The sequence below is a fragment of the Streptomyces sp. NPDC033216 genome, assembly GCF_055577115.1.
The window spans coordinates 499,284-512,280 of record NZ_JBVIQK010000002.1 but is presented as its reverse complement, the minus strand read 5'-3'; the positions used below and the strand labels follow the sequence as shown (position 1 = coordinate 512,280).

The window sequence follows — 12,997 nt, the reverse complement described above, 5'->3', positions numbered from 1 at the left end:
GGCAGGATTGTGACCATGTCCAACACTCCCATGGCGGCGAGCCCGCTCACCCGAGCCGTACTCGAGATCGACGAGTACGCCTCCGGCCTCGGCTGGGACCAGCCCGCCCGCCTTTTCGCCCTCGTAGACACCGCACGGCTGCGGACCCAGGAACCCGCGCTCGCCGCCCAGCTCGGTCTGGAGGACGCGCCCGAGACCACCGGTCTCACCCCGATCGAGCAGGACGAAGTGCCAACGGACAAGCCGCTCGACGAGTTCCTCGCGACGATCGCCTGGCCCGACGCGGTGGTCGGCTGTGCGCTGACCGTGGAACGTCTGATGCTGCCCCCGTCCGCCGAGGCCCAGGTCCCGCAGGGGCTGAGCGAGGCGAAGCTGACGCAGTGGGTGGCCGAGCACCCCGACCGTCAGGAGGTCCGGATGACGGTGGCTGTCCTGCGTGACGGCGCCCGTGACTCGGCCCTGCGGCTGCGCGAGAAGGACTCCCCGACGGAGGTCCTCACCGGTTCCGACCTGGTCCCGGGCCTGGCCGAGGCTCTGTCGGCGACGTTCGAGGAGTAGCCCCGCGTCGCCACACGGTCTAGCCGGCCGTGCACTTCGGCAGGTCGGCGGTGTCACCGCTGCGGATGTCCTTCAGCGCGCCCAGGGCGTCGTCGATGGTGTTCACCTTGACGAGCGTGAGGCCGCCGGGGGTGTCCTTGGCGGCGGACGCGCAGTTGTCGGCGGGCGTCAGGAAGTACTGGGCGCCCTTGTCGCGGGCGCCGACGGTCTTCATCTCGATGCCGCCGATCGGGCCGACCTTGCCGTCGTCGTCGATGGTGCCGGTGCCGGCGACGAACTTCCCGCCGGTCAGGCTGCCCGGGGTCAGCTTGTCGTAGATGCCGAGCGCGAACATCAGGCCGGCGCTCGGGCCGCCGACGTCGGCGAGCTTGATGTCGATCGTGAACGGGAACGTGTGGTCGGTGCCGGCGGAGATCCCCACGATGGCCCGCTTCGCGCCGGTGTCGTCGGAGGCAGCGGTTCTGATCGTGACCTTCCGCGTCCTGGTCGCCGTCCTGTTGTCCTTCTCGGCGGCGGCCTGGTCCTTGGCCGGCACAATGGTGAAGACGACGTTCTCGCCGGGCTCGTGCTTCGTCACCAGCTTCGCCACGTCGGACGGTTCCTTCACCGCCGTGCCGTCCACGTCCTTGATCACGTCTCCGGCGTGCAGCCGGCCCTCGGCGGGCGATCCCTTCACGACGGTGGAGACGATCACCCAGGACCGCACCGGGACGTCCAGTTCCCTCAGGGCGGCGACCTTGGCGCTCTCCTGGGACTGGCTGAACTCCTCGGCGTTCTCCTGGGTCGACTGCTCCTCGGTCTTGCCGTCCGGGTAGAGCGTGTCGTGCGGGACGACCTTGTTGTCGTGCGCGAGCCATCCGTAGACGGCCTCGACGAGGTTCATCCGGTAGTCGGCACTGGTGACCCGCACGGTCGTCATGTTGAGGTGACCGTCGGTCGGGTAGGTCTTGCGCCCGGCGATCTGGAGCACCGGCTCGCCGCCGTGCTCCCCGAGGGTGTTCACCGTCGGCCCCGGTGACATCTCCGCGTACGGCACGGGGATGAGTACTCCCGCGCAGAGGAGCGCGATCAGCATCAGGGTGGAGGCGAGCATCGTCGCGGTGCGGCGTGGCATGACTCGACAGTACGGGACGGTTCTGTCGGCGCACCGTCAGGGCCACCGCCGGGGTCAGGGGCCTCAGGTGCCCGAGTGGGACCTCTCCATGGCCGCCCGGAAGCGCGCGTAACCGTCCAGTTCGGGGCCGTCGCCGCGGGCCTTGCGCGTGCGATTGGCCCAACTGCCCCACAGACCGGCACCGACGGCGGCGACCAGCGGAATCAGCAACCAGGCGAGCGCCCCCATGCCGACCTCCCAACCCCACGTGCGACCGCTACTGACTGATCAGCAGATTAACCCTCCGCACGGACAACGCTCGTGCCAGGGGTGGGGTTACGCAACCGGACGGGTGGGAGGTCAGCAGGCCCCGACCCACTCCTCGGTGCCGTCGGAGAACCTCTGGTGCTTCCAGATCGGCACCTCGTGCTTGAGCTGGTCGATCAGCTTGCGGCAGGCCTCGAATGCCTCGCCCCGGTGCGGACAGGACACGGCGACGACGACGGCGAGATCGCCGACCCTCAGGTCCCCCACCCGGTGCACGGCAGCGAGCGCCCGCACCGGGTACTCGGCGACGACCTTCTCCGCGATCCGCCGCATCTCCGCCTCGGCACTGGGATGACTGGAGTACCCGAGCGTGTCCACGTCGGCGCCGCCGTCGTGGTTGCGCACGGTCCCCACGAACAGAGCCGTCCCGCCCGCCGCGTCGTCCCCCACGGCCCGGAAGACCTCGTCCAGGGACAGCGCGCTGTCCCGGATCGCGATCAGCTTGACGGGATCCGGCGCGGCCTGCTCACCGGGGTGATCATCACTGGGTGCCATACCCCCATCGTGCCGCACCCCGACGAGAAGGGGGAACAGCGGGACCGCCCGGCACGCACGCGTAGGGGCGGGAGCCGCCTACAGCAGTGTGCGGCCCGTCCGGCGCCCGCGGACGGGCCGCACAGGACGGAACGGGCGGCCGGGGCGACCGCTTCCGGAGACGGACGGGGTCCCCCGTTGGAGCGAACCCGAGAAGGGGAAGCGGAGGGAGGGGAAGCGAAGGGGAGGCGAGCGGCAGCGGGAAGACTTCCCGGAGGGTCACCCACCAGGGCCGCTACCGCCGCCGCGCCTTACGGGCCCGCCGCACCACGGCGGCAGCGCCCAGCAGAGCCACCGTCGCCCCAGCGGCGCCCGCGGCCGTCGCGTCCTTCCGCCCCAGCCGCCGTCCGGCGACGGTGCGCCGTCCCGAGACCTCCGCCAGCAACTCCGCGAGGACTTCCTCGTTGGTCCACCGAGGCCGCCACCCGGCGTCATGCAGCCGGCTGCCGCTGACCACCCACGGGTGCATGGTGTACGCCAGGTCCCCCGCCGGGGAGGGCGTCAGCCCGATCCGGTGCAGCCGGGCCGCAGCGCCGAGCGCGACCGCCGACGGCAGCTCCATCCGCCGGATCCCGCTCAGCTCCTCGACCTCCTCCTGCTCCAGCCAGCCGTCGCAGCCCACGGCGAGTTCCCCGTCGACCTTCTCCAGGACGGCGTACTCCAGTGCCCCGCACAGGTCCTCGACGTGGCAGAACTGCCAGACCGGCCGCGATCCGGCGACGACCAGCAGCCGGGGCGACTCGAAGTACCGGGTCAGCGCGGTGTCCGTGCCGCCCACCAGCACCGCCGGCCGCACCACGGTGACGTTGAGCCCCGGATGCGCGCGAGGGGCGCGCCGCGCGAGCCGCTCGATCTCCAGGAGGTCCCCGACGCCGGTCGCCTCCGCCGTGGCCTTCAGCTCCGCGTCCTCCGACAGCGGCAGTTCGTTGTCCGGCAGCGCCCCGTAGACCATCGCGGAGGTGCACAGGACCACGCGGTGCACCCCGGCGGCCGCGGCGGCGGTCAGCACCGTCTGCGTCCCGCGCACGTTGTAGGCCGTTCGGGCGGCGGCTTCGCTCCCCAGGTCGAGATCGAGCGCCAGATGGACGACAACGTCCGCGCCGCGCAGCTTCTCGGCGATCGCCGGGTCGCGGACGTCGAGGATGTGCCACTGCGCCGCGTCGCACTCTCCTCGCCGCTCGTCGATGGCGATGACCTGCTTGATGTCGTCGGACGCGGCGAGCCGCTCGGTCAGCAGCGCGCCCATCCCGGTCGCGGCGCCGGTGACGGCGACGACGGGGCCGCGCGGCCCGCGCGGGGTCGAGGGGTTTCGCGCTGCGCGAACCTGCGGATCTGGGGAACTCACCAGGTGTCTCCAGCGGTTGTTTTCCATACGGGCGTGAGTGACGCGTTCGTACCAGGTGCATCCATCCTGCCGCAGGCCGCTGGTCGGCGAAGCACCGAGGCCCGATCGAGCCCGGGTGTCTACGCTGGGTGGTGTTGCAGGGCAGCCGCGCCGCCGGACCAGAGCCGGTGGCCTTACCAGCCGAGGAACCCCGTGAGTGACACCCCATTCGGATTCGGCCTTCCGCCGGAGGAGCCGGACGACGGCGACGAGGGCAAGAAGAAGGACCCGCAGAGCGGCGGTGGTCAGGGACCGGCCAACCCGTTCGGCTTCGGCGGGCTGCCCGGCGGCGGCGGCTTCGGCGGCCCCGGCGCGGACAATCCGCTCGCCGCCATGTTCGGCTCGCTGAACCCGACCGACCTGGGCGCCGCGTTCCAGCAGCTGGGCCAGATGCTCTCCTACGAGGGCGGCCCGGTGAACTGGGACATGGCCAAGCAGATCGCCCGCCAGACGGTCTCCCAGGGCACCTCCGACGGCGTCAAGGACGCGAGCGTCGGCCCCGCCGAGCGGACCGCCGTGCAGGAGGCCGTCCGTCTGGCCGACCTGTGGCTGGACGACGCGACCTCCCTGCCGTCCGGCGCGGGCACCGCCGTGGCGTGGTCGCGCGCGGAGTGGGTCGAGGCGACCCTGCCCGCCTGGAAGGAGCTGGTCGACCCGGTCGCCGAGCGTGTCGGAGCGGCCATGGGCGATGTCCTGCCGGAGGAGATGCAGGCCATGGCGGGCCCGCTGATCGGCATGATGCGCTCGATGGGCGGCGCCATGTTCGGCTCCCAGATCGGGCAGGCCGTCGGCGTGCTCGCGGGCGAGGTCGTCGGCTCGACCGACATCGGGCTGCCGCTCGGTCCGGCTGGCAAGGCCGCGCTGCTGCCGCTGAACATCGAGTCGTTCGGCAAGGACCTGGGCGTCCCGAAGGAGGAGGTGCGGCTCTACCTCGCCCTGCGCGAGGCCGCACACCAGCGCCTGTTCGCGCACGTCCCGTGGCTGCGCTCGCACCTGTTCGGCGCGGTCGACGGCTACGCGCGCGGGATCAAGGTGGACACGGCCAAGCTGGAGGACGTGGTCGGCCAGTTCGATCCGCAGAACCCCGAGCAGCTTCAGGACGCCCTTCAGCAGGGCATGTTCCAGCCGGAGGACAGCCCGGAGCAGAAGGCCGCCCTGGCTCGTCTGGAGACGGCTCTGGCGCTGGTGGAAGGCTGGGTCGACGCGGTGGTTCACGCGGCCGCCAAGCCGCGCCTGTCGTCCGCGGACGCCCTTCGCGAGACCCTGCGCCGACGTCGTGCCACGGGCGGTCCGGCGGAGCAGACGTTCGCGACGCTGATCGGTCTGGAGCTGCGCCCGCGCCGCCTGCGGGACGCGTCCCGGCTGTGGGCCTCGCTGACGGACGCGCGCGGCGTCGACGGCCGCGACGCGCTGTGGGCCCACCCGGACATGCTGCCGACGGCCGCCGACCTGGACGATCCGGACGGCTTCGTGCACCGCGAGCAGATGGACTTCTCCGAGTGGGAAACGATGCTCGGCGAAGCGGCGAACGGCGGCGCGGACACCGGTTCGGACGCGGGTTCCGGTCCCGATTCGGGTTCCGGTCCGGTTCCGGACTCCGGCGAGAAGCCGAACCTGAGGAAGGACGACGACACCGACGAGGGCAAGGGCGACAGCACCGAGTGAGCCTGCACGACGACGCGGTTCTCGTACTGAAGGCGTACGAGAACCAGGGCGAGTTGCGCCAGAACTACCTCGACCACCTGGCGGCGCACCCGGACGGCATGTGGAAGGCCTGCGAGGCCGGCCATCTGACGGCGAGCGCCCTGGTGATCGACCCCGAGCGGGGACGGGTGCTGCTGACCCTGCACAGGAAGTTGCGGATGTGGCTCCAGATGGGCGGCCACTGCGAGCCGCAGGACGTCTCCCTGGCGGCAGCCGCCCTGCGTGAGGCCACCGAGGAGTCCGGCATCCCGGGTCTGACGTTGCTGCCGGGCGGCCCGGTCCGGCTGGACCGCCATCCGATCCCGGCCCCGTGCCACTGGCATCTCGACGTCCAGTACGCGGCTGTGTCCCCGCCCGGCTCCACCGAGGCCATCAGCGAAGAGTCCCTCGACCTGCGCTGGTATCCCTACGAGGCGGTCGCGGGGGTGGCGGACGAGTCGGTCGTCCGCCTGCTGGAGGCGACGCGGGCGCGCCTGTGAGGCGGCACGCGTGAGGGGCGGCCCACCAGGCGGTCGCCCCTCACGTCCGTTCTCCGGACGGTCAGCTCCAGGCGTTGCCCTGGTTCTGCGCCCGCGCCCCCTGCTGGCCCATGCCGTACTGCGCGGCGACACCGGATCCGATCTGGGCGTTCTGCGGCGGCAGCAGCTCACTCGGCTGGACCAGCGCGAAGCCGGTGCCCATGAAGCTCAGCTCCCAGCCCTCACCCGTGTTGCCGCGTCGCCGCCACACCCCGGAGGAGTGGGTCTGCGCCTGCATCTGCACCCGCAGCCCGGTGGACCAGGCCACGATGGCGTCCGCGTCGCAGTTGACGTACTTGTCGGGCGTGACCTGAAGCATCAGCGGCGCGCCCGAGGTCATCAGCGCGACCCTGCCGCGGCCGGTGATGTTGAGCTGGTACTTCCCGGAGCCGGAGATGCCGTAGAGGCTGTCGACGGCGATGACCTCGTGGTGCAGTGCGGAGTCCATGGCGAGGACGTAGCTGCTGTCGACGGTCAGCCCCTCGTGGTCGACCTCGACCAGGTGGATGTGCTGGGCGAGGTTGGCGAGGTAGACGATGCCCTGCCCGTGGCAGCGCATCAGGTCCAGGCCCTCGCCGGTCCGCGCACGCGCGCGTGACCGGCTGTTGCTCTGGAACTCGGCGTCGAACTCGACGAGTCCCTGGTAGGCGACCATCGTGCCCTTGCGGGCTAGGACGTCGTCGTGGCCCTCCAGGGCGACGCGCAGCATCTGCTTGTTCTGGAGGCTCCAGCGTTCCTGCGTCTGCTGGTCGTTGTAGGCGAAAAGCGGGCTCTGCATGGTGACTCTGGCTCCCCCTCAGCCCCGGACCCGAAGGCGGTCGGTGCTGTCCTCGCTGGGCTGGACGACGACGATCCCCTCACCGGAGAAGGCCATCTGGTAGGCCTCGCCGCTGCCCCGGCCGATCAACGACTGCGCCTTGAAGCTGCGCTTGCCCTTGACCTTGAGGTTCGGGGACCAGGCGACGAGCGCGTCCGGGTCGACGTAGGTCTCGTTCTCACCGCCGCCGCAGTCGACGACGATCGGCTTGCCCCGGGAGGTCAGGGCGACCCATCCCTGCCCGGAGATCTTGGTGTTCCACAGTCCCTGTCCGGCGAACTTCGCCAGACCCTTGACCCGCTCGACACCCCAGGTGAGGTGGGCGTCGAAGGCGAGCAGGTTGGTGGCGTTGACGGAGATGCCGTCGCCGTTGAGGTTGATCACGACGACGTTCGCGCCGTAGTCGGCGAGGTAGAGCAGGCCGTCGCCGGAGCACTTCATCAGGGGCGCGCCCTCGCCGGTCATCCAGTCGCGCGCGATCTGGCGCACGGCCGGCGGGTTGGGTTCGTACTGGATGAAGCCCTCGTAGGCGACCATCGAGCCCACGCGCGCGAGGAGGTCGCTTCCGGTCTGGAGGGCCACCTTCAGCATGTGGTTGCCGTGGTTCTCCATCCGGGCGGTGACGGGTGCGGGGGCAAAGCCCGCGAGCGGCTGGTTCATGACGGGCTCCCTCAGACCTCGTACGGCTGGACGACGATGAAGTTGCCGGGAGCGGCCCGGAACTGGAGGTTCACGCTCTCTCCCGTGTCGCCCGGGTAGGCGTTGCGGCGCATGCGCACCTGGCTGGAGACGACGACCTGGGCCGCGGCGGACCAGGCGACGACGGCGTTGCAGTCGGCGAAGGTCGTCGGCGTCACCGGCAGGACGACGGGCGTGCCGTGCGTCTTCACGACGATCGTGCCGGTGCCCGTGAACTGCATGGTGAAGAGGGCGCCGCCGGGGATGCCGTGACCCTCGATGCGGCGGACCTCGTACTGGAGGCTCTCGTCGAAGGCGAGGACGTTCTCCGCGGAGACGCAGATGCCGTCGCCCTGCAACTCGATGGGGTGCAGCATGGTGGAGTCCTCGGCGAGGAACACCTGTCCCTGGCCGGTGCAGCGCATCAGCTGCATCTCCTGGCCGGTCGCGTTGCCGACGATCCGGCCGGCGAATCCGGCGCCCTTGTAACTGAAGTCGACCTTGCCCTGATAGAGCACCATGCTGCCCTGCCGGGCCAGCACCGGCTGGCCGCCGACGCCGAGGTCGACGCGGATCAGCTTCCGGTTCTGCTGCGTCCAGCGCTGCCCCGTGGGCGTCTCCTTGAACTGCTGGAGGGCCGCGGCCACACCGACGCCCCCCTGCGGCGCGCCCTGGGGCACGCCGTAGGCCTGCTGGCCGGGTACCTGGCCGAAAGCCGGCTGCCGGCCGTAGCCCGGCGGCGGGGTCGGCTGGCCATAGCCGGGGGGCGGCGTGGGGGCCTGCGGCGCCGGAGGCTGCCCGTAGCCGGGGGGCGGCGGGGCGCTCGGCGCGCCGGGCCGGCCGAGCTGCTGCTGCTGCTGCGGCTGACCGTACGGCTGCTGGCCGGGCTGGCCGTAGGGCGCCGGGGACGGAGGCGGGACCTGGACTCCGCCCGGCGGGGTCATGGGCGCGATGATCGTCGGCGCGGCGTGCACGGGCGGCTGGGTCGCGGCCGGAGGCGGGCCGGCCGGCGGGGCGAAGCCCTGGGCGGCGGGCTGCGGCTGCTGTGGGGCCGGTGCCGGGGCGGGCGGGGCGCCGAAGGCGGGCGGGGCGAAGCCGGGAGCGGCGCCGGACTGCGGCTGCGGCGCGGCGACGGGCGCCTCCTCCTCGGCGACCTCACCGCCGAAGTTCTTCAGCAGCGCGTCCAGACCGCCGTCGAAGCCCTGTCCGACGGCCGCGAAGCGCCACCCGTCCTTGAAGTAGAAGTCGCCCAGCATCACTGCGCGCTCGGTGGAGAACTCCGAGCCGCCGAAGGAGTAGCGGGCCACCTCCTCGCCGCCCGCGACGATCCGCAGATAGCCGGGGGCGATCTGCGACATCTGGCCCGCGCCGTCGAGGGTCGCGGTGAAGGACAGCCTGCGGATCTGCGGGGGGATCCGGTCCAGAGTGACGCGGAAGGACTCCGTGTCGCCCGCCTGCGCGCCCAGGAGCTGAACGGACTCCTCGGGGGTCTTCGGCTGGTTGAAGAAGACGAAGTACCGGTCGTCCGAGAGCCGCTCGTCGGCGTCGAGGCCGAAGCAGCTGATGTCGAAGGTCAGGCCGGGGCCGGAGATCTGCACACCTACGTACAGATCCGTGCCCGCCGTGAGGTCACTGATCCTGGCCTTGTGGCCGCGTTGGAATTCCCTGGACATGCGTTACGACCGTCCCCCATCCCGATTGCGAGTGCGTCGCGTCAGGCTAACGGCAAACTCGGACACCGGACGATGTCGGTACAGAGCCGGTACACAACCCGCGCGGGACGCTGCCGGACGACCCGCGCGCGGAACTCACTCCCCGCGGGTGCCGGGCAGGTGGGGCAACCGCTCGGCCGCGACCACCCCTTCCAGGTAGCCACGGGCCCGTTCGGTGCGCGGATACGCCTCCAGCAACCGCCAGAAGTCGGGGCCGTGACCGGGCACGAGCAGGTGCGCCAGCTCGTGGAGGAGCACGTAGTCGACGACGTACTCCGGCATGCCCTTGAGGCGGTGCGACAGGCGGATGCTGCCCTCGGCAGGGGTGCACGAGCCCCAGCGGGTGTTCTGGTTGGTCACCCAGCGGACCGTGGCGGGCCTGGCCCGGCCGTCGAAGTACTGGGCCGACAGCCGCTCTGCGCGGTCGGCCAGCTCGGCGTCGCCGGGGATGCGGCGACGGCTCTCCTGCGCGGCGAGCTTGTCGAGCATGACGCTCACCCAGCGTTGCTCCTCGGCCTCGGACATGCGGGCAGGGATGAGCACGACGGTGCGATCGCCCTCGCGGTACGCGGAGACCGTCCGGCGTCGTCGGGCGCTCCTGCGGACCTCGATCACGCTCGCGCGTGAGCCGCTCGGCGGCTGGCTCGTCGTGCTGCGCTGTGGCGTTCCGGCGCGGTGCAGTGGATCGGCGGGCACGCACCGACGTTACCCGCTGCGAACGGGGGAAGTCCCGACTCCGGGGCGGTTCGGTTCCGATCCCCCGGCTCGCGCTTGCCTCGTACGACGGATTTGTACGATGAATTCCGTTCCCTGTGGACAACCTTCGGCACCCCTCGGCGCGGCCGGGCATGCTGGCATTCGTCGGCGGAGCGAGCGCCCCATGGCCCCGCCCCGTCGGCGTACGGGGAGATTCCAGTGCGACGGGGGCCTTCGATGCATCCGATGGTGAAGCCCGCGCTGCGGCGCGGCTGGCGTGACCTGAACACCGTGCAGTTCGGGCTGGCCCCGGCGCACGCGCTGACGCTCGGCCCGGTGGACACGGCGACGGGCAGTTTCCTGGACCTGCTGGACGGAACCCGCGGGCTCCCTCTCCTGCGCGAGGAGGGGCAGCGGATGGACCTGCCGGACGGGCATGTGGATCAGTTGGTGCGGCGGCTGGCGGGGGCAGGCCTGCTCGACGACGCGCGCGGGGGCGGGGCGGACGGGGTCGCCCTGCGGGAGAGGAAGGACGTCATGGACCGGCTGCGCCCGGACCTCGCGTCGCTGTCGCTGACCACGTCGGAGCCGGGCGGGGCCATCGAGCACCTGGCCGCCCGACGCCGGCTCCGGGTGCAGGTACGGGGTGCCGGCCGGGTGGGTGCCGTGCTGGCCTCGCTGCTCTCGGGCGCGGGGATCGGCGAGGTGGACGTGCGCGACGGTGGCGTGGTGGAGCCGGGGGACGTCGCTCCGGGCGGACTGCCTGCCGACGCGATCGGTGAGCGCCGGGACGAGTCCGCCCGTCGTGCGGTGCGCCGGGCCGCGCCGTGCCGGGCGCCCCGTCGGAGCAGCCGCTCACCGGGCGGGACGGACGTGCCGGGTTTCTCCCTGGTGATCCTCGCCCCACGGGACGACGTCTCCGTGCACGCCCCGGCTCCGTCCGAGGCCGAGTCCCTGATCGACTCGGGCACACCGCATCTGTACGCGGGGGTCGTGGAGGCGACGGGGGTGGTCGGCCCACTGGTCCTGCCCGGTGAGACGGCCTGCGCTGGGTGCCTGCACCAGGCGCGTACCGACCGGGATCCGGCGTGGCCCCGGCTGGTCGCGCAGTGGCACTCCGGGACGCGGCGCGCCGTCCGCGCCTGCGACCTGACGCTGGCCACCACGGTCGCGGGGCTGGCGGCGGCCCACGCGCTCGCCTTTCTCGACGGCTCATCCCCTTCCAGCCTGGACGCACGCTGGGAGGTGTCGTTGCCGACCCTCCAGTGGCATGCGCGACCGGTGTGGCCGCACCCCGCATGCCCATGCGGGACGGCGGAGAAAGGTAATGAGGAACACACCTTGGCCGAGGACGCGCAGTCGCGCGCGACAATGACGGAGCAACGGCATTCGAAGGAGTTACGCCGTACGGCAGACGCGGCGCGGCTTTCTGGGACCTGGAGGGCGCATGTCTGATCTTCCCCGGAAGGCGGTCACCCGGACCGCCAAGCTCGCCGCGCTCCCGCTCGGCATCGCGGGCCGCGCCACCTGGGGCCTGGGCAAACGGATCGTGGGTGAGTCCGCGGAGATCGTCGGCCGGGAGTTGCAACAGCGCACCGCGGAGCAACTGTTCAAGGTTCTCGGCGAGTTGAAGGGCGGTGCGATGAAGTTCGGGCAGGCCCTGTCCGTGTTCGAGTCCGCCCTGCCCGAGGAGGTCGCCGGCCCCTACCGCGCGGCCCTCACCAAGCTCCAGGAGGCCGCGCCGCCCATGCCGACCCGCACGGTGCACTCCGTGCTCGCGGAGCGGCTCGGCGAGGGCTGGCCAGAACTGTTCCTCAGGTTCGACGACAAGCCGGCCGCGGCAGCCTCGATCGGCCAGGTGCACCGGGCGGTGTGGCACGACGGGCGGGAGGTGGCGGTCAAGGTCCAGTATCCCGGCGCGGGCGAGGCCCTGTTGTCGGACCTGAACCAACTGAGCCGTTTCGCCCGGCTGTTGGGCCCCCTCATTCCCGGCATGGACATCAAGCCGCTGATCATTGAACTCCGGGACCGTGTCTCGGAGGAGCTGGACTACGGGCTGGAGGCGCAGGCCCAGCAGGCGCATGCGGAAGAGTTCCGCGGCGATCCCGATGTCGTGGTCCCGGCGGTGGTCCACCAGTGCGACCAGGTCCTGGTCACGGAGTGGATCGACGGCGTGCCCCTGTCCGAGGTGATCTCCGGCGGCACCCCCGAGCAGCGCGACCGCGCCGGCCAGTTGCTGTCGCGTTTCCTCTTCTCCGGCCCGGCCCGGACCGGTCTGTTGCACGCCGACCCGCACCCCGGCAACTTCCGTCTCGTGCCCGGCGGCCCGGAGGGCGAGGCCGACTGGCGTCTGGGCGTCCTGGACTTCGGCACCGTCGACCGGCTCCCCGGCGGGCTGCCCCGGACGATCGGCACCTCGCTGCGCATGACCCTCGACGGCGAGGCGAACGCGGTCTACGAGCTGCTGCGCGAGGAGGGGTTCGTCAAGGAGTCCATCGAGCTGGAGCCCGACGCGGTCCTCGACTACCTTCTGCCGATCATCGAACCGGCACTGGTCGACGAGTTCACGTTCACCCGGGACTGGATGCGCAGCCAGGCGGCCCGGATCGCTGACCCGCGCTCCCCCGCCTACCAACTGGGCAGGCAGCTCAACCTGCCTCCGGCCTACCTGCTGATCCACCGGGTGACGCTCAGCACGATCGGCGTGCTGTGCCAGCTCGGTGCGACGGTACGGCTGCGGGAGGAACTGGAGGAGTGGCTGCCGGGGTTCGTCCTCGACGACGGCCCGGAGGCGGAGGGTTCCGTCGCGCAGGCGTGACCGGCGGCCAGGGGCGAGTGATCACCTGGCCGGGTCGGCCGCCCGTCGGCCGCGTCATCCCGGCTTCCGTGGCGCAACGTGCTGCGGGGACCGGTCCGTTCGGACGGACCGGTCCCCGCGGGGAGAGCTTCGCCTCCCTTACCGGGAGGCCACCGCTT

Annotated in this window: 13 protein-coding genes; 5 read left to right on the top strand and 8 right to left on the bottom strand. The window is 71.8% G+C overall.

The features are described from left to right. Window positions 1–15: 15 nt before the first annotated feature. Entirely contained in the window at window positions 16–558 is a 543-nt protein-coding gene (locus ACZ5Y0_RS05755; protein ID WP_469127339.1) for a PPA1309 family protein, read from the top strand. A 19-nt stretch (window positions 559–577) separates the two neighbouring features. Here ACZ5Y0_RS05755 and ACZ5Y0_RS05750 read toward each other — a convergent pair whose 3' ends face one another. The 4 genes from ACZ5Y0_RS05750 to ACZ5Y0_RS05735 all read right to left on the bottom strand — a co-directional run bounded on the left by ACZ5Y0_RS05750 (window position 578) and on the right by ACZ5Y0_RS05735 (window position 3,857). Continuing rightward, window positions 578–1,672, bottom strand: coding sequence for a YlbL family protein (locus tag ACZ5Y0_RS05750; RefSeq protein ID WP_469127338.1), 1,095 nt, complete (start codon window positions 1,670–1,672; stop codon window positions 578–580). A 63-nt stretch (window positions 1,673–1,735) separates the two neighbouring features. Next, window positions 1,736–1,900 carry a hypothetical protein gene (locus tag ACZ5Y0_RS05745; RefSeq protein WP_388710095.1) on the bottom strand — a complete coding sequence of 55 codons (165 nt, stop codon included), beginning with the start codon at window positions 1,898–1,900 and terminating at the stop codon, window positions 1,736–1,738. A gap of 111 nt (window positions 1,901–2,011) precedes the next feature. Next, the gene (locus ACZ5Y0_RS05740) at window positions 2,012–2,473 is read right to left on the bottom strand and encodes a molybdenum cofactor biosynthesis protein MoaE (RefSeq protein ID WP_469127337.1); all 462 of its coding nucleotides are present in this window, start codon (window positions 2,471–2,473) and stop codon (window positions 2,012–2,014) included. 274 nt (window positions 2,474–2,747) lie between these two features. After that, window positions 2,748–3,857, bottom strand: coding sequence for an SDR family oxidoreductase (locus ACZ5Y0_RS05735; protein ID WP_469127336.1), 1,110 nt, complete (start codon window positions 3,855–3,857; stop codon window positions 2,748–2,750). A 192-nt stretch (window positions 3,858–4,049) separates the two neighbouring features. On the opposite strand from ACZ5Y0_RS05735, the gene ACZ5Y0_RS05730 reads away from it, so the two are divergent. Both ACZ5Y0_RS05730 and ACZ5Y0_RS05725 read left to right on the top strand, forming a co-directional pair. After that, window positions 4,050–5,561: a zinc-dependent metalloprotease gene (locus ACZ5Y0_RS05730; RefSeq protein WP_469127335.1), complete on the top strand. Its 1,512-nt coding sequence runs from the start codon at window positions 4,050–4,052 to the stop codon at window positions 5,559–5,561. Then, the gene (locus ACZ5Y0_RS05725) at window positions 5,558–6,079 is read left to right on the top strand and encodes an NUDIX hydrolase (protein WP_469127334.1); all 522 of its coding nucleotides are present in this window, start codon (window positions 5,558–5,560) and stop codon (window positions 6,077–6,079) included. Before ACZ5Y0_RS05730 ends, ACZ5Y0_RS05725 begins: the two co-directional genes overlap by 4 nt. A 61-nt stretch (window positions 6,080–6,140) precedes the next feature. Here ACZ5Y0_RS05725 and ACZ5Y0_RS05720 read toward each other — a convergent pair whose 3' ends face one another. The 4 genes from ACZ5Y0_RS05720 to ACZ5Y0_RS05705 all read right to left on the bottom strand — a co-directional run bounded on the left by ACZ5Y0_RS05720 (window position 6,141) and on the right by ACZ5Y0_RS05705 (window position 10,021). Further along, a complete protein-coding gene (locus ACZ5Y0_RS05720; protein ID WP_469127333.1) occupies window positions 6,141–6,896 on the bottom strand; it encodes an AIM24 family protein in 756 nt (251 codons plus the stop codon). Window positions 6,897–6,914: 18 nt separating this feature from the next. Further along, window positions 6,915–7,595, bottom strand: coding sequence for an AIM24 family protein (locus tag ACZ5Y0_RS05715; RefSeq protein WP_469127332.1), 681 nt, complete (start codon window positions 7,593–7,595; stop codon window positions 6,915–6,917). 11 nt (window positions 7,596–7,606) lie between these two features. Further along, the gene (locus tag ACZ5Y0_RS05710) at window positions 7,607–9,286 is read right to left on the bottom strand and encodes a TerD family protein (RefSeq protein ID WP_469127331.1); all 1,680 of its coding nucleotides are present in this window, start codon (window positions 9,284–9,286) and stop codon (window positions 7,607–7,609) included. 135 nt (window positions 9,287–9,421) lie between these two features. Next, the gene (locus ACZ5Y0_RS05705; RefSeq protein ID WP_469127330.1) at window positions 9,422–10,021 is read right to left on the bottom strand and encodes a M48 metallopeptidase family protein; all 600 of its coding nucleotides are present in this window, start codon (window positions 10,019–10,021) and stop codon (window positions 9,422–9,424) included. Between the two features lie 237 nt (window positions 10,022–10,258). On the opposite strand from ACZ5Y0_RS05705, the gene ACZ5Y0_RS05700 reads away from it, so the two are divergent. Then, window positions 10,259–11,476, top strand: coding sequence for a TOMM precursor leader peptide-binding protein (locus ACZ5Y0_RS05700; RefSeq protein ID WP_469127329.1), 1,218 nt, complete (start codon window positions 10,259–10,261; stop codon window positions 11,474–11,476). Continuing rightward, a complete protein-coding gene (locus tag ACZ5Y0_RS05695; RefSeq protein WP_469127328.1) occupies window positions 11,469–12,839 on the top strand; it encodes an ABC1 kinase family protein in 1,371 nt (456 codons plus the stop codon). The genes ACZ5Y0_RS05700 and ACZ5Y0_RS05695 overlap by 8 nt, the downstream gene beginning before the upstream one ends. Window positions 12,840–12,997 lie beyond the last annotated feature (158 nt).